This window comes from Thioalkalivibrio sp. ALJ24, assembly GCF_000377785.1.
Classification (GTDB): Bacteria; Pseudomonadota; Gammaproteobacteria; order Ectothiorhodospirales; family Ectothiorhodospiraceae; genus Thioalkalivibrio.
Map to the genome: position 1 here is coordinate 227,294 of NZ_KB898725.1, position 21,282 is coordinate 248,575.

At 69.5% G+C, this 21,282-nt stretch carries 27 protein-coding genes; 15 read left to right on the plus strand and 12 right to left on the minus strand.

What is annotated here, in order from left to right; genetic code table 11:
• The 10 genes from hisD to D571_RS0103380 all read right to left on the minus strand — a co-directional run bounded on the left by hisD (position 1) and on the right by D571_RS0103380 (position 8,281).
• Positions 1-1,305, minus strand: a complete 1,305-nt coding sequence (hisD, locus tag D571_RS0103335) for a histidinol dehydrogenase (protein ID WP_018935257.1) — start codon at positions 1,303-1,305, stop codon at positions 1-3.
• 23 nt (positions 1,306-1,328) lie between these two features.
• Positions 1,329-2,396, minus strand: a complete 1,068-nt coding sequence (locus D571_RS0103340) for a 3-deoxy-7-phosphoheptulonate synthase (protein WP_018935258.1) — start codon at positions 2,394-2,396, stop codon at positions 1,329-1,331.
• Between the two features lie 11 nt (positions 2,397-2,407).
• Positions 2,408-3,058: an ATP phosphoribosyltransferase gene (gene hisG / locus D571_RS0103345; RefSeq protein WP_156815758.1), complete on the minus strand. Its 651-nt coding sequence runs from the start codon at positions 3,056-3,058 to the stop codon at positions 2,408-2,410.
• 4 nt (positions 3,059-3,062) lie between these two features.
• Positions 3,063-4,322 (minus strand): UDP-N-acetylglucosamine 1-carboxyvinyltransferase, encoded by a 1,260-nt coding sequence (murA, locus tag D571_RS0103350; RefSeq protein WP_018935260.1) that lies wholly within the window; start codon positions 4,320-4,322, stop codon positions 3,063-3,065.
• 100 nt (positions 4,323-4,422) lie between these two features.
• Positions 4,423-4,755, minus strand: coding sequence for a lipid asymmetry maintenance protein MlaB (locus tag D571_RS0103355; protein ID WP_018935261.1), 333 nt, complete (start codon positions 4,753-4,755; stop codon positions 4,423-4,425).
• On the minus strand, positions 4,752-5,426 hold the full coding sequence (locus tag D571_RS0103360; RefSeq protein ID WP_018935262.1) for a phospholipid-binding protein MlaC: 675 nt from the start codon (positions 5,424-5,426) through the stop codon (positions 4,752-4,754). The genes D571_RS0103355 and D571_RS0103360 overlap by 4 nt, the downstream gene beginning before the upstream one ends.
• Positions 5,427-5,461: 35 nt before the next feature.
• On the minus strand, positions 5,462-5,920 hold the full coding sequence (gene mlaD, locus D571_RS0103365) for an outer membrane lipid asymmetry maintenance protein MlaD (protein WP_018935263.1): 459 nt from the start codon (positions 5,918-5,920) through the stop codon (positions 5,462-5,464).
• A 19-nt stretch (positions 5,921-5,939) separates the two neighbouring features.
• Complete coding sequence (gene mlaE, locus D571_RS0103370; protein ID WP_026287545.1) at positions 5,940-6,719, minus strand: lipid asymmetry maintenance ABC transporter permease subunit MlaE; 780 nt, start codon at positions 6,717-6,719, stop codon at positions 5,940-5,942.
• The gene (locus D571_RS0103375) at positions 6,712-7,644 is read right to left on the minus strand and encodes an ABC transporter ATP-binding protein (RefSeq protein WP_369773851.1); all 933 of its coding nucleotides are present in this window, start codon (positions 7,642-7,644) and stop codon (positions 6,712-6,714) included. The genes mlaE and D571_RS0103375 overlap by 8 nt, the downstream gene beginning before the upstream one ends.
• A gap of 7 nt (positions 7,645-7,651) precedes the next feature.
• The gene (locus tag D571_RS0103380; RefSeq protein WP_018935266.1) at positions 7,652-8,281 is read right to left on the minus strand and encodes a hypothetical protein; all 630 of its coding nucleotides are present in this window, start codon (positions 8,279-8,281) and stop codon (positions 7,652-7,654) included.
• Between the two features lie 121 nt (positions 8,282-8,402).
• Here D571_RS0103380 and D571_RS0103385 point away from each other — a divergent pair, with 121 nt between their 5' ends.
• From D571_RS0103385 to D571_RS0103455, 15 genes are all read left to right on the plus strand, one after another.
• On the plus strand, positions 8,403-9,488 hold the full coding sequence (locus tag D571_RS0103385) for an LLM class flavin-dependent oxidoreductase (RefSeq protein ID WP_018935267.1): 1,086 nt from the start codon (positions 8,403-8,405) through the stop codon (positions 9,486-9,488).
• A 4-nt stretch (positions 9,489-9,492) separates the two neighbouring features.
• Positions 9,493-10,443, plus strand: a complete 951-nt coding sequence (locus D571_RS0103390; protein ID WP_018935268.1) for an NAD-dependent epimerase/dehydratase family protein — start codon at positions 9,493-9,495, stop codon at positions 10,441-10,443.
• Positions 10,444-10,454: 11 nt separating this feature from the next.
• Complete coding sequence (locus D571_RS0103395) at positions 10,455-11,426, plus strand: calcium/sodium antiporter (protein ID WP_018935269.1); 972 nt, start codon at positions 10,455-10,457, stop codon at positions 11,424-11,426.
• Positions 11,423-12,400, plus strand: a complete 978-nt coding sequence (locus D571_RS0103400; RefSeq protein ID WP_018935270.1) for a KpsF/GutQ family sugar-phosphate isomerase — start codon at positions 11,423-11,425, stop codon at positions 12,398-12,400. The genes D571_RS0103395 and D571_RS0103400 overlap by 4 nt, the downstream gene beginning before the upstream one ends.
• Entirely contained in the window at positions 12,400-12,936 is a 537-nt protein-coding gene (locus D571_RS0103405) for an HAD family hydrolase (protein WP_018935271.1), read from the plus strand. The genes D571_RS0103400 and D571_RS0103405 overlap by 1 nt, the downstream gene beginning before the upstream one ends.
• The gene (lptC, locus tag D571_RS0103410; protein ID WP_018935272.1) at positions 12,933-13,520 is read left to right on the plus strand and encodes an LPS export ABC transporter periplasmic protein LptC; all 588 of its coding nucleotides are present in this window, start codon (positions 12,933-12,935) and stop codon (positions 13,518-13,520) included. Before D571_RS0103405 ends, lptC begins: the two co-directional genes overlap by 4 nt.
• On the plus strand, positions 13,517-14,068 hold the full coding sequence (gene lptA, locus D571_RS0103415; RefSeq protein WP_018935273.1) for a lipopolysaccharide transport periplasmic protein LptA: 552 nt from the start codon (positions 13,517-13,519) through the stop codon (positions 14,066-14,068). Before lptC ends, lptA begins: the two co-directional genes overlap by 4 nt.
• The gene (lptB, locus tag D571_RS0103420; RefSeq protein WP_018935274.1) at positions 14,065-14,805 is read left to right on the plus strand and encodes an LPS export ABC transporter ATP-binding protein; all 741 of its coding nucleotides are present in this window, start codon (positions 14,065-14,067) and stop codon (positions 14,803-14,805) included. The genes lptA and lptB overlap by 4 nt, the downstream gene beginning before the upstream one ends.
• A 139-nt stretch (positions 14,806-14,944) precedes the next feature.
• The gene (locus tag D571_RS0103425; protein WP_369773852.1) at positions 14,945-16,423 is read left to right on the plus strand and encodes an RNA polymerase factor sigma-54; all 1,479 of its coding nucleotides are present in this window, start codon (positions 14,945-14,947) and stop codon (positions 16,421-16,423) included.
• Positions 16,424-16,426: 3 nt separating this feature from the next.
• Positions 16,427-16,765: a ribosome hibernation-promoting factor, HPF/YfiA family gene (gene hpf, locus D571_RS0103430; RefSeq protein WP_018935276.1), complete on the plus strand. Its 339-nt coding sequence runs from the start codon at positions 16,427-16,429 to the stop codon at positions 16,763-16,765.
• A gap of 4 nt (positions 16,766-16,769) precedes the next feature.
• Positions 16,770-17,234, plus strand: coding sequence for a PTS sugar transporter subunit IIA (locus D571_RS0103435; RefSeq protein WP_018935277.1), 465 nt, complete (start codon positions 16,770-16,772; stop codon positions 17,232-17,234).
• Between the two features lie 2 nt (positions 17,235-17,236).
• Positions 17,237-18,286 (plus strand): HPr(Ser) kinase/phosphatase, encoded by a 1,050-nt coding sequence (gene hprK / locus D571_RS0103440; protein ID WP_018935278.1) that lies wholly within the window; start codon positions 17,237-17,239, stop codon positions 18,284-18,286.
• A gap of 4 nt (positions 18,287-18,290) precedes the next feature.
• The gene (rapZ, locus tag D571_RS0103445) at positions 18,291-19,178 is read left to right on the plus strand and encodes an RNase adapter RapZ (RefSeq protein WP_018935279.1); all 888 of its coding nucleotides are present in this window, start codon (positions 18,291-18,293) and stop codon (positions 19,176-19,178) included.
• A gap of 4 nt (positions 19,179-19,182) precedes the next feature.
• Complete coding sequence (locus tag D571_RS0103450; protein WP_018935280.1) at positions 19,183-19,608, plus strand: PTS sugar transporter subunit IIA; 426 nt, start codon at positions 19,183-19,185, stop codon at positions 19,606-19,608.
• The gene (locus D571_RS0103455) at positions 19,580-19,852 is read left to right on the plus strand and encodes an HPr family phosphocarrier protein (RefSeq protein ID WP_018935281.1); all 273 of its coding nucleotides are present in this window, start codon (positions 19,580-19,582) and stop codon (positions 19,850-19,852) included. The genes D571_RS0103450 and D571_RS0103455 overlap by 29 nt, the downstream gene beginning before the upstream one ends.
• 3 nt (positions 19,853-19,855) lie before the next feature.
• Here D571_RS0103455 and D571_RS0103460 read toward each other — a convergent pair whose 3' ends face one another.
• Both D571_RS0103460 and trxA read right to left on the minus strand, forming a co-directional pair.
• Positions 19,856-20,788, minus strand: coding sequence for an AEC family transporter (locus D571_RS0103460; protein WP_018935282.1), 933 nt, complete (start codon positions 20,786-20,788; stop codon positions 19,856-19,858).
• A 62-nt stretch (positions 20,789-20,850) separates the two neighbouring features.
• Entirely contained in the window at positions 20,851-21,237 is a 387-nt protein-coding gene (gene trxA, locus D571_RS0103465) for a thioredoxin (RefSeq protein WP_018935283.1), read from the minus strand.
• Between the last annotated feature and the right edge of the window lie 45 nt (positions 21,238-21,282).

Below are 21,282 nucleotides of genomic sequence, written 5' to 3' on the forward strand. Positions count from 1 at the left end.
TCAGCGCTCCCCGCGCAGCTCGGCGGAACGGGCGTGTGCAGTCAGCCCCTCGCCATGGGCCAGTTCCGCGGCGGTGCGACCCAGCCGCGCCGCGCCTTCGGGCGAGCACTGGATGATGCTGGAGCGTTTCTGGAAGTCATAGACCCCCAGCGGCGACGAAAAGCGCGCGGTGCGCGAGGTCGGCAGCACATGGTTGGGCCCGGCGCAGTAGTCGCCAAGGGCCTCGGAGGTATGGCGCCCCATGAACACCGCGCCGGCGTGGCGCAGCCCGGCCTCCAGCGCCGCCTGCGGGTCGGCCAGCGACAGCTCGAGGTGTTCGGGCGCGACCCGGTTGGCCACCGCGACCGCGTCCTCCAGGTCGCGCGCGGCGATCAGCGCGCCCCGATCCTGCAGGCTGGTACGGATGATGTCGGCACGCGGCATGTCCGCCAGCAGGCGGTCCATGGCCGCGTCCACGCGCTCGAGGAACTCGCGGTCCCAGGACACCAGGATCGCCTGGGCCTGCTCGTCGTGCTCGGCCTGCGAGAACAGGTCGGCCGCGATCCACTCGGGGTCGGTCTCGCCGTCGCAGACCACCAGGATCTCCGAAGGACCGGCGATCATGTCGATGCCGACGGTGCCGAAGACCTCGCGCTTGGCCGCGGCGACGAAGATGTTGCCGGGACCGACGATCTTGTCCACCGCGGGGATGGTGGCGGTTCCGAACGCGAGTGCACCCACCGCCTGCGCGCCGCCGACGGTAAATACGCGGTCCACTCCGGCCACCGCGCCCGCCGCCAGGACCAGGTCATTCAGCTCGCCGTCCGGGGCCGGCACTACCATGATCACCTGCGCGACCCCCGCGACCCGCGCGGGCACCGCGTTCATCAGTACCGAGGACGGATAGGCGGCCTTGCCGCCGGGCACGTACAGCCCCACCGAGTCCAGCGGGGTCACCCGCTGCCCCAGCACCGTGCCGTCAACGTCGGTGAACTGCCAGTCCTGCATCTTCTGGTGTTCGGCGTACTGCCGGATGCGCTCGGCCGCCGTCTCCAGCGCCTCGCGCTGCGCCGCCGGGATCGCCTCCAAGGCCACCTGCAGGCGTTCCGGCGGGACTTCCAGCCCGGCCACCGAATCCCGCTCGAGGCGATCGAAGCGCGCGGTGTAGCGCAGCACCGCAGCATCGCCCTCGGCCTTTACCGCGTCGAGGATCTCGCGCACCGCGTCGCGCACCCCGGCCTCCTCGCCGGATTCCCAGGCGAGGAGGCGTTCCAGTTCCGCCGCGAAACCGGTGTCCTGCGTGTCGAGTCGCTTGATCGAAGGCATGGCGTATTCCTCGTGGCCCGGCCTCAGGCCGGGGTGTTCTGCTTGCGCCGCGCACGCACGGCATCCGCCAGCCCCCGCAGGGTCGCCGCGGATTCGTCCCAGCCCATGCAGGCATCGGTGATGCTCTGACCGTAGTTCAGCGGCTGTCCAGGCAGGATATCCTGGCGTCCGCCCTGCAGGTGACTCTCCAGCATCACGCCGACGATGCGGCGATCGCCCGCGGCGATCTGCTCGCCCAGCACCCGCGCGACCTCCACCTGCTGCGCCGGGTCCTTGCGCGAGTTGGCGTGACTGCAGTCGACCATCACCTGCTCCGGCAGCTCGGCCATGCGCAGCTCCCGGCAGGCCTGTTCGATGCTCTCGGCGTCGTAATTCGGCTGCTTGCCGCCACGCAGGATGATATGGCAATCGTCGTTGCCGGTAGTCGAGAAGATCGCCGAACGCCCGGCCTTGGTCACCGACAGAAAGTGGTGCGGGCGCGAGGCGGAGCGGATCGCGTCGATCGCCACGCGCAGGCTGCCATCGGTGGAATTCTTGAAGCCCACCGGGCAGGACAGCCCGGAGGCCAGCTCACGATGCACCTGGCTCTCGGTGGTGCGCGCGCCGATCGCGCCCCAGGCCACCAGGTCCGCGATGTACTGCGGGCTGATCAGATCGAGGTACTCGGTGGCCGCCGGCATGCCCTTGATCGCCAGATCGCGCAGCAGGCCGCGGGCGACCCGCAGGCCCTTGTTGATGTGGAAGCTGCCGTCCAGGTCCGGGTCATTGATCAGCCCCTTCCAGCCGACCGTGGTCCGCGGCTTCTCGAAGTACACCCGCATCACGATGTTCAGCGCATCGGAGAGCTCCTCGCGCAGGGCCTTGAGGCGGTCGGCGTAGTCCAGTGCGGCATCCACGTCGTGAATGGAGCAGGGCCCCACGATCACCTGCAGGCGATCGTCCTCGCCGTGCAGGATCCGGTGGCAGGCCTGGCGGGCCTCGTACACCGCCTCGGCGGCCGCATCGGTGATCGGCAGCTCGTCACGCACGGTGTCCGGGGCGGACACCTCCTGGATGTCACGGATCCTGAGGTCGTCGGTATCGGCGGTCATTGCGGTCTCGATTACGTGGTCGCGGGCGTCACGGCCTCGCGCAGGTTCTTAATGAGATTTTGAATCAGTCCATGTCTCATCTTCATGGCTGCCTGATTCACGATCAACCGGGAACTGATGGGGGTAATCTCCTCCAGCGGCTCCAGGCCATTGGCGCGCAGCGTGTTGCCGGTATCCACCAGGTCGACGATGTAGTCGGCCAGCCCCACCAGTGGCGCCAGCTCCATCGAGCCATAGAGCTTGACGATCTCCACCTGGCGACCCTGGCTGGCGAAATAGTTGCGCGTGATGTTCACGAACTTGGTCGCGATGCGCAGACGCGCACCCGGGTCCGGCTGCTGCCCGGGGTGCCCCGCCAGCATCATGCGACAGCGGGCGATCCCGAGGTCCAGCGGTTCGTACAGGCCGGCGGCGCCGTGCTCCATCAGCACGTCCTTGCCGGCCACGCCTACCGCGGCCGCCCCGTGCTGCACGTAGGTGGGGACATCGGTGGCCCGCACCACCACGATCTTCACGTCCTCGCGCGTGGTGTCGAGGATCAGCTTGCGGGTACTGTCCGGATCCTCCAGCGGCTCGATGCCCGCCTGCGCCAGCAGCGGCAGGGTGTCCTCGAGGATGCGGCCCTTGGACAGGGCAATGGTCAGGGGACGGATGGTTTCCATCATGTCAGGCGGGCTCCCGTCGAATCGTCGCGCCGATCTGGCTCAGTTTTTCCTCGATGCATTCGTAGCCCCGGTCAATGTGATAGATGCGTTCCACCGCGGTCTCGCCCTCGGCCACCAGCCCCGCGAGGATCAGGCTGGCGGAGGCGCGCAGGTCGGTGGCCATCACCGGGGCCCCCACCAGCCTGTCCACGCCCTCAACGATCGCGGTGTTGCCCTCGATGGTGATCTGCGCGCCCATCCGCTGCAGCTCCAGGGCGTGCATGAAACGATTCTCGAACACCGTCTCCACCACCGACCCGGTACCCTCGGCCACCGTATTCATGGCCATCATCTGCGCCTGCATGTCGGTGGGAAACGCCGGGAACGGCGCGGTTCGCAGGTTGACCGCCCGCGGGCGGCGCCCCTGCATGTCGAGTTCGATCCAGTCCGCCCCGGTCTCCACCCGCGCACCGGCCTCGTCCAGCTTGGCCAGCACCGCATCCAGCAGCTTCGGCCGGGTGTTGCGGGTGCGCACGTGCCCGCGGGTCATCGCCGCACCGACCAGGAAAGTCCCGGTCTCGATGCGATCCGGCATCACGTCATACTCGCAGCCCCGCAAGCGTTCCACGCCCTCGACCCGAATGGTGTCGGTCCCGGCACCGCGGATCCTCGCTCCCATCGCGGTCAGGCAGTCGGCCAGGTCCACCACCTCCGGCTCGCGGGCGGCGTTTTCGATCAGGGTCTCGCCCTCGGCCAGGGTCGCCGCCATCAGCAGGTTCTCGGTGCCGGTCACGGTCACCTGGTCGAACACCACGCGCGCGCCCTGCAGCCGGCCGGCCCGCGCATGGATGTACCCGCCGTCGACATCGATCTCCGCCCCCAGCGCCTCCAGCCCGCGCAGATGCAGGTTCACCGGCCGCGAACCGATCGCGCAGCCCCCGGGCAGCGAGACCTCGGCCTCGCCGAAGCGCGCCAGCAGCGGCCCCAGCACCAGGATGGACGCACGCATCGTCTTGACCAGATCGTAGGGCGCGACGCACTGGGTCAGGGTGGCGGGATCCACCTCGATACGCATGCGCTCATTCACCGTGAGGCTCACGCCCATGCGCCCCAGCAGCTCCATGGTGGTGGTCACGTCCTGCAGATGCGGCACGTTGCCGATGACCATTGGACTGTCGGCCAGCAGGGTGGCCGACAGGATGGGGAGCACCGCGTTCTTGGCGCCGGAGACCCAGACCTGGCCTTCCAGGGGCTCGCCGCCGGTGATGATGAGCTTGTCCATGTGTTGCCCGGTTCGTGCGCCGGGCCAGGGACGGACCGGCAAAACCCGCAATGATAACGAAACTGGGCCGCCGGCGCGCGCTCGCCGCGCCTGCAGCAGATCAGTGCAGCCCCCTCGGCTGCGCGGCGCGCGCGGCGGAATCACTGATCACCCCGCGCAGATCATAGAGCTCCAGCAGCGGAGCGAGACGTTCGGGGACCGGCTCGAACACCAGAAAATGTCCCCGCCGGCGCGCCTCGCGCCAAAGACTGACAAGAAACGCCAGCCCGGCACTGTCGATCCGACCGGTGCCCGCCAGCTCCACGCGGGCATGTTCCGGCAGTCCGTCCCACAGCCGCGCGGCCTGGCGATGCAGCTGCGGCACGCTGGCAAAGGTCAGATGCCCTGAGAGCACCAGACCGGCCTCATCCGCGGTGATGCGGCCGTCGCTCATTCCCCGTCGGCCTCCTCGACAACGTCGTCCACCGCTTCCTCGATCAACTCCTCGTCGCCGTCCTCAAGACGCTCGATCAGCTCGTCCAGGCCATTGCTGGCGATCTCGTCACCGAAGCGGCTGCGGAAATTGCCGACGAATGACAGGCCCTCGGCCTCCACGTCGAACACCTTCCACTCCCCGTCGACCGGCCGCAGGCGGTAGTTCACCTGCAGGTTGGACTGCCCCGAGCCCATCACGATCTCGCTCGCCACCACCGCCATGCGGTCGTCCTCGCGCGAACGGCGTTCGATGATGCGCACCTCCTTGTCGAGGTGATCCGCCAACTGCACGCCGTAGACCCTGAGCAGGGTGGTGGTGAAGGCCTCGGTGAAGCGACTGCGCTGTTCATCGGAGGCATCGCGCCAGTGGCGCGCCAGGACCAGCCGCGCCATGCCGTCAACGTCCACGTTCGGAAGCACGTGCTCGCGCAGCACCTCGATCACGAACTCGGGCTCTTCCTGCGCGCGTTCCTCGTTCTCGCGCAGGATCTCGTAGATCTCGTTGACCGAGCGCTCCATCATCTGCGCGGGGCTCTCGGCCTGCGCCGGTGCCGCCAGCAGCAGTGCGACCGCGGCCAGCAGCAGCGGGGCGACACGGAGGGAACGAACGACATTCGGGAACAAACGCATGGGGCACCCCCTGGGAAATCGGTGGCCGGGACGACTCAGTCGTCCGCCATGTTGGTCATGAAGCGGCCGATCAGGTTCTCGAGCACCACGGCCGACTGGGTAAACAGGATCTGGTCACCGTCCTGCAGGGTATCGTAGTCGCCACCCGGCTCCAGCGCGACGAACTGCTCCCCCAGCAGGCCGGCGGTGTGGATGCTCGCCTGGGTATCCGCCGGCAGATAGTCGTGTTCGGACCGGATCGCCAGCGTCACCTTTGCCTCGAAGGCCTCCGGGTCATAGTGGATATCCGACACCCGGCCGACCCGCACCCCTGAGATGTTGACCGGGGCGCGCACCCGCAGACCGCCCACGTTGGAGAAGTAGGCGGTCACCTCGTAGGTATCACCGTCGCGGTATTCGGTGATGTTGCTGACCTGCACCGCGAGATAGAACAGTGCCGCCACCCCGAGGAGCACGAACACCCCGACAGCCAGCTCGACGAAACGCATCTTCATGTTGCCACTCCTGTTCTCGTTACCCGCCGAACATCAGGCCGGTCAGGATGAAATCGAGCCCCAGCACCGCCAGCGAGGACACCACCACGGTCTGCGTGGTCGCGCGCGAGATCCCCTCCGAGGTCGGCGTGGCGTCCATACCCTGGAACACCGCGATCCAGGTCACCACGAAACCGAACACGATGCTCTTGATGACTCCGGAGAGGACGTCCTCGTTCCAGTCGGTCACCGACTGCATCTGCGAGAAATAGGCCCCGCTGTCCACGCCCAGCAGTCCGACCCCGACGATGTAACCGCCCATCACGCCCACCGCGCTGAACATCGCCGCGAGCAGCGGCATGGACAGGAACCCGGCGACGAAACGCGGCGCAAACACCCGGCGATAGGGGTTCACCGCCATCATCTCCATCGCGGACAGCTGTTCGGTGGTCTTCATCAGGCCGATCTCGGCGGTCAGCGCGGAGCCGGCCCGACCGGCGAACAGCAGCGCGGTCACCACCGGCCCCAGCTCGCGCACCAGCGACAGCGCCACCACCCCGCCCAGGGCCTCGGCAGCGCCGAAATCCACCAGCGTGATGTAGCCCTGATAGCCCAGCACCATGCCCACGAACAGCCCCGACACCACGACGATCAGCAGCGAGCGCACGCCCACCGAGTAGACCTGCCACACGGTCAGGCCGAAGCGCCGCACCACCGCGTCCAGCGCGGCGAAGATCCGCAACAGGAACATCGAGGCGCGCCCCAGTACCGTCAGGGCATTCAGGCTGTAGCGACCGACCCACGCGATGGCGTCAATCATGGTCACGCCCTCCGGCATCCAGCAGGTCGTCCTGATACGAGGCGCCGGGGTAATGGAACGGCACCGGCCCGTCCGGCCGCCCCTCGAGGAACTGGGCGGACCAGTCGGTGGCGCGCGCCTGCAGCGCGTCGGGCGGCCCGGCGTCCACCACCCGCCCTTCGGCGATCAGCACCACGTGATCGGAGATCCCCATGGCCTCGTTCACGTCGTGCGACACCAGCACGCTGGTGAGCCCGAGGCTGTGGTTGGTGCGCCGGATCAGGGTCACGATCTGACCCATGGTGATGGGATCGAGACCGGTGAACGGCTCGTCGTACATGATCAGTTCGGGATCCAGCGCCAGCGCCCGCGCCAGGGCCACGCGCCGGGCCATGCCGCCGGACAGCTCGGCCGGGTCCATGTCGCGCGCCGCGCGCAGGCCGACCGCCTCCAGCTTCATCAGCACCAGGGTGCGCAGGATGTCCTCGGGGAGATCGGTGTGCTCGCGCAGCGGGAAGGCCACGTTCTCGAACACCGACAGGTCGGTCAGCAGGGCCCCGGTCTGGAACAGCAGCCCCATGCGCTTGCGCACCGCATACAGCCGGCGCGTGGACAGCCGGCCGATCTCCTCGCCGTCGACCAGGATGCGCCCGGCATCCGGACGCAGCTGACCGCCGATCAGCCGCAGCAGCGTGGTCTTGCCGGAGCCACTGGGGCCCATCACCGTGGTCACCCGACCGCGCGGGACCTCCAGCGACAGGCCATCAAAGATGGTCTTGCGGCCCCGCCGGAAATGCAGGTCCTCGACCACGATATGCGGTGTTTCGGCGGCTGCGGGCTGACTCACGCTCGACCCCTCCGGGATGCGGGCCCCGGTGGCATCACGGCACGACCGGGGTGGAGTCGCCGGAGTCTGGCTGCGCCCGGGCGGGGCGTCAAACCGCACCCCACGGTCATGGCCCCCAGCCCAGCAGTTTCGCGATGGTGCGCACATCGTCGAGCACCCCGGGCGAGGCGTCGAGAAACACCGGCACCGGGCCCGCCGGCGTGACCCCGGCCAGCGCCTCGACCACCGCGCGCCAGCCCGCCGGGTCCGGGGTCCCCGCCGGAGTCACGTGCCAGACCCCGGGGCCCTCGCCCCCCGCCAGGCACGGGTACCAGCACGCCCGTTCGACACCCGCCAGCTCGCGCGCCTCGCCCGGTCCCGCCAGCATCAGGCGTTCCAGACCGGCATCGTGCAGCGCGGCGCGGGCCGCCGACGCATCCACCCCGGGCGCGAACAGCACGCCGTCCAGGCGCTCGCCCAGCTCACCGGCCAGCCCGACCACCGCCTGCGCCCCGGCCGCCACGGGCAGGGCCCGCGGCCACACCAGGGTGAGGCGCAGATTGGGGGGCACTGCCTCGTCCCAGTCGCCGAACGGGGCCGCCACCGTGGCGTCATCCGCCAGCACTCCCGGCAGGAGCACCCGCGAGCGGAAATGGCCGAGATAGGCCAGCTGCCAGTCGCCTGGCAGACGCTCCGGGAAGTGCCCGTCCCATGCGGGCGTCCCCGGACGCGCAGCCACCGCCGGCTGCAGCCGCAACCGCGCCGTGGTGCCTGTACCCGCGTCCGTTCCGGGCGATTCCCCTGCTGCCATGTCGTTCCTCCGTTGCGTCACCGCTAGATCACTTGCCAGCACCCCCGCGGCGCGGCACAGTTTCGTGATGCTCTTCGACCTCTTCCACGAGATCTCGGTCCCCGAATTCCTCGGCATCGACGAACACCGCGCGATCGAGGACACCCTCGCGCTGTGGGATCTCGCCGACACCCTGGGGTTCAACACCGCGTGGCTGGTGGAACACCACCTGATGCCGGAATTCTCGCATTCCACCGCGCCGGATCTCGTGCTCGCCGCGGCCAGCCAGCGCACCCGGAACCTGCGCCTGGGGCTGGGCGTCGTGCCCCTGCCCTATCATCACCCGCTGCGGGTCGCGCAGCGCGTCGGCATGCTCGACCAGCTCTCCGGCGGCCGCCTGGAGCTGGGCATCGGCCGTGGCTTCTCGCCGCCGGAATATGCCACATTCGGCGCCGAGATGAGCGAGGGCCGCGCCCGGGTGGACGCCGGGCTGGACGCCCTGCGCCAGGCCTTCGCCACCGGCCGCATCACCCAGCACGGGCCCTTCCATCACCTCGACGACGTCCCGGTGATGCCGGCAACGCTGCAGGACCCGCACCCGCCGCTGTGGACCGCCGCGGTCAGTCCCGAGTCGTTCACCTGGGCGGCGCAGCAGGGCATCGGCGCGCTGGCCGGCCCGTTCAAGCCGTGGCAGATGATCCGCGAGGACATCCGCCTGTATCGCGAGGGCCGGACCCATGCCGCCGGCGACACCCCGCACCCGCCCCGGGTCGGCATGACCCTCGGCGTGCTGTGCCTGCCGGACGGCAAGCGTGCCCGACGCGAGGCCAAGCCCGCGTTTGAATGGTTCTACCGCAACATGTTCCAGCAGACCCTGCCGGTGCTCGAGCGCCTGATCGAGGGCTACGACTATTACCGCTCGCTGGGCCGCTTCCGCCACCTGGTCAGGGCCGGGATCAATCTGAAGATCCTCGACATGCTGGGCATGACGCTGGTCGGCACCCCCGAGGAATGCCGCGAGCGCATCGAGGTCCTGCGCGAGGCGGGCGTGGACCACGTCCTGCTGGCCTTCGGCGCCGGCGCGGTCCCGCGCGAACTGGCGGAGGAATCCATGCGCTGCTTCGCGAAGGAGGTCATGCCGACCTTCACCCCGGCCACGAAAGCGGCGAGCTGACGCCATGCACGTCGCGGTCACCGGCGCGGCCGGTCGCATCGGCCGGGTACTGCTGCCCGAACTTCTTCACACCCCGGAGGTGGAGCGGGTCATCGCCCTGGACCGCGAACCGCCCGATTTCCCCGGCGCCGCGACCCTGCCGGCGGATCGCTACGACCTGCGCCAGAAAGACCTCGCGGAGCTGACCCCGGCCGACCTCACCGGAACCGACACCCTGGTACACCTGGCCTTCCAGCTGATGGGCGGCCACGGCGGACGCCGGCGCCACGACCGCGAATGGGTGCGCCGACAGAACGTGGAGCTGTCGCGCGCGGTTTTCGACTCCGCCGCGCGGGTCGGCGTACGCCAGATCCTGTTCCTGTCCAGCGCGGCGGTGTACGGCCCGTGGCCGGACTCGCCGGTCCCGCTGACCGAGGATCACCCCCCGCGCCCGCGCTTCGCCTACGCCGAGGACAAGGTGGCCACCGAGCAGGCGCTGGCGGACGTGGCCCGCGAATACCCGGAGCTGGTCACCACCGTGCTGCGGCCACCTGCGGTGGTCGGCCCCAATGCCCATCCGCTGCTGCAGCGGCTGGCGCGCGGCCGCGTCCACCCCGCCGGGGTCCGCGCCCCGGTGCAGATCCTGTGGGAAGAGGACGCCGCCCGCGCGATCGCCGCCGCGATCACGCGCCGGGCCCCGGGCTGCTTCAACCTGGGGACCGAACCGGCCTGGTCACTGCGCGCCATGGCCCGCCACGGACGGCGCCTGAGCCTGCCGGTGCCGGGGGTACTCATCCGCGCGCTGCATCCACTGGCCTGGCGCCTCAGCGCCCGGGCCGGCGACCCGGGCTGGGTGCGCGGCCTGGACGGACCGCTGGTGCTGGACTGCGGTCGGGCTCGAGAGGCGCTCGCCTGGGCACCCCGCGTCTCGACACCGGAATGCCTGGAGCGCCTGCGCGGCCACGGCAAGCACTAATCTGGCCAACCGTGCTGCTGCCCCTGCTCTTCATCGCCGTCGGTCTGATCCTGCTGGCCGTGAGCGCCGACCGCTTCGTGTACGGCGCCGCGGGGCTGGCGCAGGGCCTGGGCGTCGCCCCGGTGCTGGTCGGCCTGACCATCGTGGCCTTCGGCACATCGACCCCCGAGATCCTGGTTTCCCTGCTGGCCGGACTGCAGGACGCTCCGGGGCTGGCCGTGGGCAATGCGATCGGTTCGAACATCGCCAACCTCGGCCTGGTGCTGGGGATCACCGCCCTGATCGCCCCGGTGGTGGCGGGCCGCGGCCTGGTACGCCGCGAGCTGCCGCTGATGCTGCTGGTGACCCTGGGTGTGCTGCTCCTGCTGCTGGACGGACGGCTCACCCGCCCGGAAGGCCTGGTCATGCTCGCCGGCCTGGTCGCCCTGGTCTTCTGGATGGTGCGCGCGGCCCGGGGCCAGGGTGCCGACAGCGACTCGACAACCGGCCCCGAACCCGGCACGCCGCCTGCTGCGGCACCCGCCGGCCTGCCCGCGGCCCTCGCGTGGGTGACCGGAAGCCTGATCGTCCTGCTGGCGAGCAGTCAGGCCCTGGTCCTGGGGGCCACGGAACTTGCGGAGCAGCTGGGCGTCAGCGAACTGATGATCGGCCTGACGCTGGTGGCCATCGGCACCAGCCTGCCGGAACTGGCCACCTCGGTGGCCGCGGCCCGGCGCGGCCAGACCGCAATGGCCCTGGGGAACATCGTCGGCTCCAACCTGTTCAACCTGCTGGCGGTCCTGGCCGTACCCGCGCTGGTCGCCCCGCTCACGCTGGAGCCCGGGGTGCTGGGCCGCGACTACCCGGTGATGCTGGCGCTGACGGTGGCGGTCCTGGTGGCCGTGCGCTTCGGCGGCGGCCATATCCGCCGCTGGCACGGGGGCCTTCTCCTGCTGGGCTTCAGCGGATACCTTGTCTCTCTCGCAATCACGGCACCGGCATGAACCTGAATCCCGCAAGCACCCGCAGCCTCGCCCTGGCGGTCCTCGAGACCGAGGCCGAGGCGGTCCGCAACCTCACCGCACGCATCGACGACGCGTTCCTCGCGGCCTGTCGTCACATCCTCGCCTGCCGCGGGCGCGTGGTGGTCACCGGCATGGGCAAGTCCGGCCACATCGGCAGCAAGCTGGCGGCTACCCTCGCCTCCACCGGCACGCCGGCGTTCTTCGTGCATCCCGGAGAGGCCAGCCATGGCGATCTCGGCATGATCACCCGCGACGACGTGGTGATCGCACTGTCGAACTCCGGCGAGACCGAGGAGATCCTGACCATCCTGCCGCTGATCCGGCGCCTCGACGTACCGCTGATCGCGCTGACCGGCAAGCCCGATTCGCGACTGGGCAGCGAAGCCACCGCGCACCTCGACGTCAGTGTCGAGCGCGAGGCCTGCCCGCTGGGACTGGCCCCCACCTCCAGCACCACCGCGGCGCTGGCGATGAGCGACGCGCTGGCGATCGCGGTGCTGGACGCCCGCGGCTTTACCGCCGACGACTTCGCCCGCTCCCACCCCGGCGGGCGCCTCGGGCGGCGCCTGCTGATCCACGTCGGCGACATCATGCACACCGGCGAGGCGATCCCGCGCATCGCACCCGACGCGCCGCTGAAGGACGCACTGTTCGAGATCACCCGCAAGGGGCTCGGACTGGTGATCGTCAGCGACACGGACGACCACATCCTCGGAGTCTTCACCGACGGCGACCTGCGCCGCACCCTGGACCGGGGCGAGAGCCTGGAGCGCCTGACCATCGGCGAGGTGATGACCCGTGGCGGGCACACCGCCCGCGCCGAATGGCTGGCCGCGGAGGCGCTGGAGATGATGGAAAGCCGGCGCATCAACGCCCTCCCGGTCGCCGGGGCGGACGGCCGGCTGCAGGGGGTGATCAACATGCACGACCTGCTGCGCGCGGGGGTGGCCTGATGCATTACGACACCGATCTCGCCGACCTGCAGCGCGGTACCCGACTGCTGATCCTGGACGTCGACGGGGTGCTGACCGATGGCGCGCTGTTCCTCGGCGACGCGGGCGAACAGTACAAGGCCTTCCACAGCCGCGACGGCCACGGCCTGCGCATGGCGATGGACGAGGGCCTGGAGGTCGCGATCCTGACCGGCCGCCAGTCGGGCGTGGTGGAACACCGCCTGCGGGACCTGGGCATCCGTCACTGCATCCAGGGCCGCCGGGACAAGGGCGAGGCACTGGCGCAGCTGCTGGAGCAGACCGGTCATCGTGCCGACGAGGCCGCCTTCGTCGGGGATGATGTGGTCGACCTGCCCGCGATGCGCCGGGTTGCCCTCGGTATCGCGGTGGCGGATGCGCACCCGTTCGTGCGCCGCCACGCGCAATGGGTGACCACGGCCGGCGGCGGACGCGGCGCGGTACGCGAGGTCTGCGAGGACCTGCTGGCCGCGCGCGGCCGACTGGAGGCCGTACTCGAGAGCTACTTGCACGCATGATGCGCGCGGCCGCCGTGCTGGCCTGTGCCGCCCTGCTGTTCGCCCCGGCGGGGGCCGGCGCCGCGGACCGCGACCCGCTCGCGGACCCCGCCCCGGAGGCACCCGGCGACGAGGCCGAAGCCACGCTGGAGGTCGAGGGCTTCACCGCCCATGTCACCGACGCGGACGGCCACCTGACGCACCGGCTGCAGGGCACGCGGCTGCGGGAATACGGACGTGACGGTGTCCAGTTCATCGACGACCCGGTACTCGACCTGCTGAATACCGACGGGCCGGACTGGAACTGGCAGGCACCGCATGCGGTACACCAGCCGGAGCGCGAGGTGCTGCACACCGTCGGCCCGACCCGCGGGGTGCGTCCGGAACACGAAGACCGCGTGCGCACCGTGATCGAATCCAGCGACGTACGGGTGGCGCTGGACACTCGCCTGACCACCTCGCCCGCCCTCACCACCCTGGAGCGACCGGGACTGTTCCAGCGCGGTACCGGCCTGCGCGCCGACCCGCAAGCGGATACCATGGAGCTGCTCGCCGAGGTCTACTCGGTCTACAGCGACCTGCCGCAGGAGGACCGCGCCGAATGAATCCGGCCCCGCACCCGTATCCGCTGTCCGCTCGCGCCCGCCGCGCCACGGCGGCGACCGTCATGGCCGGCCTGCTGGTGCTGGGCCTCGCGGCCCCGCCAGCCGCCGCGCAGGAAGACAACGCCCTGCCGGTTGAGATCACCGCGGACCAGGCGGAGATGGACGAACGCGCCGGCACCGGGACCTACACCGGCGACGTGCTGGTGGTGCGTGGCGACACCACGCTGGAGGCCGACCGCGTCATCGTGCACATGCGCGAACGCCGTCCATACGAGATGGAGGCCCATGGCGAACCGGCCCGGCTGGAATCACCCGATCCCGAAACCGGCGAGAACCGCATCGCCGTGGGCCAGCGCATCGATTATTTCCTCGACGAGGAACGCGTGATCCTGACCGGACAGGCCCGGGTGACCACGGCCGCCGAGGATGCCCGCGGCCAGCGCATCACCTACGACCTGGAACGCGACGTGATCCAGGCGGAACGCGGCGAGACCGACGACGAACGCGTACATATCCGCCTGCAGCCCCGCGAAGACGACGAACCATGACCCCGTCCGAGGACGACCACCTCGTCGCCCGCGAGCTGAGCAAGCGCTATGGCCAGCGCACCGTGCTGGACGCGATGGACGTGGACCTGGTGCCCGGCGAGGTGGTCGGCCTGCTGGGACCCAACGGCGCCGGCAAGACCACCTGCTTCTACAGCCTGGTGGGGCTGATCCAGCCCAACACCGGGCGCATCACCCTGGGCGGGCGCGACATTACCCGGGCGCCGATCCATGAGCGCGCCCGCGCCGGACTGGGCTATCTGCCCCAGGAGGCCTCGATCTTCCGCCGCCTGTCGGTCGAGGACAACCTGCAGGCCGTGCTGGAACTGCGCCCGGAACTCGACCGCCACGAACGCCGGCGCATCGGCGACGCCCTGATCGAGGAATTCCAGCTGGAGACGGTGCGCCACAGCGCGGGCATCGCGCTGTCCGGAGGCGAGCGCCGGCGCGCCGAGATCGCCCGCGCGCTGGCCGGCGATCCACGGTTCATCTGCCTGGACGAACCCTTCGCCGGGGTCGACCCGATTTCGGTCGGCGACATCCAGGCGGTGATCCGCCACCTCGCGGCACGCGGGATCGGCGTGCTGATCTCGGACCACAACGTGCGCGAGACCCTGGGCATCTGCCACCGCGCCTACATCCTCAGCGAGGGGCGCCTGCTGAGCGCCGGCACGCCCGAAGAGCTGCTCGCCGACGCCCGCGTGCGCGAGGTCTACCTCGGCGAGAATTTCCGTCTTTGACGCCATTTCGCCCCGACCTTCACTGCCGGCCGGTGCACAAGCCGGCGGCAAGGGATTACTATTCACACATGGTGACCAACGCCTCCCCGAACTCATGCTGAAGCCCGGGCTGAATCTGCAGCTGGGTCAGACGCTGACCATGACGCCGCAGCTGCAGCAGGCCATCCGTCTGCTGCAGCTGTCGACGCTGGAACTCCAGGCCGAGATCCAGCAGGCGCTGGAAAGCAATCCGATGCTGGAGCAGGTCGAGGACGACGACCCGGCAGGGGGCGGCGAGGACAGCGGCGAACATGGCACCGACGGCGAAGCCGATGCGGAGCCCGGGGACACCGCGACCTCCGCCGAGACCGTGGATGCCGGCGGCTCCGAGGACATGATCCCCGACGAACTGGTGACCGACAGCCGCTGGGAAGACATCTACGATGCCAGCGCCTCGCCCCGCGGGATGGACGACCGCGACCCGCTGGAGAACACCTCCGACGACGACGGTGGCGGGTTGCAGGACCACCTGCTGTGGCAGCTGCACCTGTCGAACCTGACCCCGCGCGACCAGCGCATCGGCGCCGCGCTGATCGACACCATCAGCGGCGACGGCTACCTTGAAGGCGATATCGAGACCCTGGCCGAGACCATCAGCCGCAGCGAGGACCCGCCGGTGGGCAGCGACGAGGTCGAGGCCGTGCGCCACTGGCTGCAGCACTGCGACCCGCTGGGGGTCGGCTCGCTGGACCTGCGCGAATGCCTGGAGGTCCAGCTGAACGAACTGGCCCCCGATGCGCCCTCGCGCGAAGCGGCGCGGGCGGTCCTGGAACACGGCATGGACAGCCTGGCTCGGCGCGACTACAAGACCCTGCAACGTCAGAGCGGGGTGCGCGATGCCGACGAACTGGCCGCGGCGCTGGACCTGATCCGCACGCTCAACCCGCGCCCGGGGGCGCAGATCAGCAGCACGCCACCGGAATACGTGGTCCCGGACGTCTACGTGCGCCACACCAGTGAGGGCTGGCAGGTGGACCTGAATCCCGAGATCGCGCCGCGCATCCGCATCAACGACCTCTACGCCGGCATGGTGCGCAAGGTTGCCGACGCGCGCGACAGCGCGTTCATGCGCGATCAGCTGCAGGAGGCGCGCTGGTTCCTGAAGAGCCTGCACAGCCGCAACGACACCCTGCTGCGGGTCGCGCGAGCGATCGTCGAGCGCCAGCAGGGCTTTCTCGAACACGGCGAGGTCGCGATGCAGCCTCTGATCCTGCGCGACATCGCCGAGACCCTCGAGATGCACGAGTCCACCATCTCGCGCGTGACCACGCAGAAATACATGCACACCCCGCGCGGGGTGTTCGAATTCAAGTATTTCTTCTCCAGTCACGTCGGCACCAGCGACGGCGGGGAATGCTCCGCGACCGCGATTCGTGCCATGATCCGCGAACTCATCGAAGAGGAACCGCCGGGCAAGCCGCTCAGCGATTCCCGCCTTGCCTCGATCCTCGCGGATCGGGGCATCAACGTGGCCCGGCGTACCGTGGCCAAATACCGGGAGGGCATGAACCTGCCATCCTCCAGCGAACGTCGCCAGATGGCCGCCATGCCGACCGGAAGCAAACAGAAAGGAGCCTGACTCATGCAGATCAACCTCACCGGACATCACGTCGACATCACCGACGCCCTGCGCGACTACGTGAACGAAAAGTTCCAGAAGCTGGAGCGCCACTTCGACAAGGTGATTGACGTGCACGTGGTGCTGACCCACGAGAAGACCCACAAGCAGCACAACAAGGCCGAAGCCAATCTGCAGGTCAGCGGCAACCACATCCACGCGGAGGCCAGCCACGACGACATGTACGCGGCCATCGACGGCCTGATCGACAAGGTCGACCGCCAGCTGATCAAGCACAAGGAAAAGGTCAAGGACCATCACCGTGCCGAGGGCTCCCAGCGTAACCGCGAGCAGACGCCCTAGACCGATGAACCCGGTCGAACTCGTCACTCCCGAACGCATCGGGCTGGAACCGGAGTGTTCCAGCAAGAAACGGGCACTGGAGTCCCTCGCCGACCTGCTGGTCGACGGGGCCGGGGACGGGCTGGCAGCCAGCGCCGCCTTCGAGGCCATGTCGGCCCGCGAGAAACTGGGCTCCACCGGGCTGGGCCACGGGGTGGCCATCCCGCACGGGCGCCTGGCCGAGCTGGATGCCCCGCGCATCGCGGTGCTGCGCCTCGATCGGGGCGTGGACTTCGAAGCGATGGACCACGAGCCGGTGGACATCCTGATCGCCCTGCTGGTGCCGGAAGAGGCCACCAGCGAGCACCTGGACCTGCTCGCCCAGCTGGCCCGCGGCCTGTCACGCCCCGACACCCTGGCCGGGATCCGCCGGGCCACGGACAGCGCGGGCATCCGCCAGGCCCTGGCCAGCGCCCTGGAAGACGACTGACCATGGCCGACCGGACGGAGGCGGCCGGCGACGGCACCGCCAGCAACATCCCCATCGCCGCGCTCACACGGGCGATGGGGAGCCGTCTGGATCTGCGCTATGTCCACGGAGAAGAGGCCGCCGGCCAGCGAGAACTGCTGGGACCGGACGACGGCGACCTTCCGCTGGTCGGCCACCTGAACCTGATCCGGCCCAACCGGATCCAGGTCATCGGCGACTACGAAGCCCGCTATATCGGCGGCCTGTCCGAAGAGCAGCAGGATCACCTGGTGCTGGAGATGGCGCGCACCGGCACCACCATGGTGATCTTCGCCGAGGACACCTGCCCCTTCACCCGCATGCCGGCGTCCGGCGACGCCAGCCTGCCGGTCATCCTGTGCACCCGCACCTCCTCGCACGAGGTCATCGCGCTGCTGCGCTATTTCCTGCAGCAGCGCCTGGCCCATTTCGAGGTGCGCCACGGGGTGTTCATGGAGATCCTCGGCATCGGCGTGCTGATCTCGGGTGCCTCCAGCGTGGGCAAGAGCGAGGTCGCGCTGGAACTGATCTCGCGCGGCCACCGTCTGATCGCCGACGATGCCCCCGAGTTCGCGCGCATTGCCCCGGATATCGTGCGCGGACACTGTCCCGCCCTGCTCCAGGACCTGCTCGAGGTGCGCGGCCTGGGGGTGCTCAATATCCGTGCGATGTACGGCGACTCGGCGATCAAGGGCGGCAAATACCTGCGCCTGATCATCGACCTGCGCGACCACAACGAACCATCGCCGGTGCCGGACGACCGCCTCAACGGGCGGCGTGGCGAGAGCGAGATCCTCGGGCTGCGCATCCCGCTGATCAGCCTCCCTGTGGCACCCGGGCGCAACATCGCGGTGATGATCGAGGCCGCGGTGCGCAACCACCTGCTGCACATGCAGGGGTACATCGCCGGGGACGACCTGCGGGCCCGCCAGCGCCGCCGCATGGATGACGGTGCCGCCGCGGACACCGGGGACGCGACCTTCCACATCGGCGGGCCCAGCACCACGGTCCCCAATCCCGATCCCGAGGGCTGAGGGCATGCGCCTGCTGCTGGTCAGCGGTCTATCAGGGTCCGGCAAGACCGTCGCCCTGCATACCCTGGAGGACGCCGGCTATTTCTGCGTGGACAACCTGCCGCTGCCGATGCTGCCGGAGCTGGTGGACAAGGTCCGCAACGGCGAATACGACACCGGCGGCGACCGCTACCTCGCGGTGGGGGTGGACGTACGCTCGGGGCTGGACGCCCTCAGCGGCTTCGGCGGCCTGCTCGCCTCACTGCGCGAAAGCGGCCTCGAGGTGGAGGTGCTGTTCCTCAATGCGACCGACGAAGTCCTGCTGCGGCGCTACCACCTGACCCGCCGGCGTCACCCGCTGGCCCGCGACGGCGTCCCGCTGATCGAGGCGATCGGCATGGAGCGCAACTGGCTGGGCCACGTCGCCGCGGAGGCGGACCTGACCGTGGACACCAGCCGGCTGTCCATGCACGACCTCGCACGCACCCTGCGGGCCCGGATCGGGAGTCGCGAGACCGCCGGCCTGTCACTGCTGTTCCAGTCCTTCGGCTTCAAGCACGGCTCGCCGATGGACTCCGATTTCGTGTTCGACGTGCGCTGCCTGCCCAACCCTTACTACGAGCGGGAGCTGGCAGCCCTGTCCGGACTGGATCCTGCGGTCGCCCGTTTCCTCGACAGACACGCCGAGGTCGACGCGATGTTCGACTCGATTCACGGGTTCCTCGACACCTGGATCCCGCGCCTGGTGGCCGACCATCGCAGCTATGCAACGGTCTCGATCGGCTGCACCGGCGGGCGTCACCGATCGGTCTACCTCGTGGAACGGCTGGGGGCTGCGTGGCGCGAGCGCGAACATGTTACTGTTAGCCTCCGGCATCGAGAGCTCGATTCCTTCTCCCCCGAACCGGAGTAGTTCCATGGGCGTCGGTCTGATCCTGATCACGCATCAAAACCTGGGCGACACCCTCCTGCAGACCGCGCAAAGCATGCTGGGCACCCTGCCCGAGGACTGCGAATCCATGGCGATGTCGCAGATCGACGATCCGGACGACATTCAGGAACGCGCCCGCAGTCGCATGGAAACCCTGGACAGCGGTTCGGGGGTCCTGGTACTGACCGACATGTTCGGCTCCACCCCCGCCAATGTCGCCAGTCGCGTGGCCCGCGGGCACGATGCCCGAGTGGTGGCCGGGGTCAACCTGCCGATGCTGATCCGGGTTCTCAACTACCGCCATCTACCGCTCTCCGAACTGGTCAACAAGGCCCTGTCCGGGGGGCACGACGGAATCCTTCTCTGTGACCAGGAATGCAGTGATGCCGCAGCGCGCAGTCCCCATCGTTAACCGTCTGGGCATGCACGCCCGGGCCGCCGCCAAGTTCGTCAGTCTTGCCAGCCAGTACAACGCCGAGGTCACCGTCGCCCGCAACGAGCAGGAGGTGAACGGCAAGAGCATCATGGGGGTCATGATGCTGGCCGCGGCCAAGGGTTCGGAGATCGTGATCCGCACCGACGGGGCCGACGATGCCGAAGACGCGCTGGATGCCCTGACCGACCTGGTGGCCGACCGCTTCGGCGAGGAGTCCTGAGGCTCAGGCCCCGAACAGGGCCCCGGCGATCGCGAACCAAAGCGGCAGGGTCAGCAGCGACAGCGCGGTGGTGAGGGTCACGGCCGCCGCGTACAGCGCGGTATCCAGGCCGAAGCGATCACACAGGACCAGCCCCAGCACCATCGCCGGCATCGCCGCCTCCAGCACCGTGCCGGTCGCCGGGATCCCCTCCATGCCCAGCAGCCACACCAGCCCCAGCGCCACCGCCGGGGCCAGCAGCAGCTGGATCACCGTGACCACCACCAGCGGGCGCGCGTCACGCCCGTGGAAGCGGTGGAACACCAGCGCCAGCCCCAGGGCAAACAGCATCAGCGGCGACACCGAATCCGCCAGCAGGCCCAGCCAGTCCTCCAGCCACACCGTCTGCGGCACCCCGGCAAGGTTCAGCCCGACCCCGGCCACCGCCGCCCAGATCGACGGCACGGCCAGCAGGCCGCGCAGCGGATGGACCGCCGGCATGCGACCGTCGCCGTAACGCCGCGCCAGCACAACGCCCAGGGTCAGGACCAGCGGCAGACAGGCGAACAAGTCATACTGGATGGCGACGGCACGTCCGGGCTCGCCGAACAGGCTGTCGAGGATGGGCAGGCCGAGGTAGGTAGCGTTGGGCCAGGCCGCGGCCAGCAACATCGCCCCGACCGCCGCGCGGTCCGCGGGGCACACACGACAGGCCGCGGCCGTCGTGGCCAGGGTGGCCAGCACGGTAAGCCCGGCGACCAGCGCGATGCGGACCGAGTCCAGCCCCAGCGGTGCGGTCCACAGGACCTGCAGCACCAGCGCGGGCAGCAGCAGATAGTAGACCAGCGTGGTGAGGACCCGGCGGGTGGTGTCGGCATCCAGCCCGCCGGGCCGCAGGACCCGCCAGCCGACCCCGGCGACGATCAGGGCCCCCATCTGGGTCATCACACTGAACACGGGGACCTCGTCTGCGGGTCAGCCGGGGCGTGGCGGGGGAGCGCCCCGCCCTCGAGGGGGTGTCAGGCGTTGCCGCCGGCCTGCTGCTCCTGCTGCTGCTTCTCGATGTCGGCGCGCACGGCCTCCATGTCCAGCTCACGCACCTTGCCCAGCACCTCGTCGAGCTGCGCCGCGGACAGCACGCCCGGCTGCGAGAACACGATGATCTGCTCGCGGAAGATCATCAGGGTCGGGATGGAACGGATCTGGAAGGCGCCGGCGATGCCCTGCTCCTCGTCGGTGTTCACCTTGGCGAACACGACGTCCTCGTGCTTGCCCGAGGCCTCTTCGAAGGTCGGGGCGAACTGCTGGCACGGGCCACACCACGGCGCCCAGAAGTCCAGGATGACGATGTCGTTCCCGGTGATGGTGGATTCGAAGTTGTCCTGCGTGAGTTCCTGAACGGCCATGATCGGCTCCGGCTTGAATATCAGCCCAATACCTTAACAGGGCGC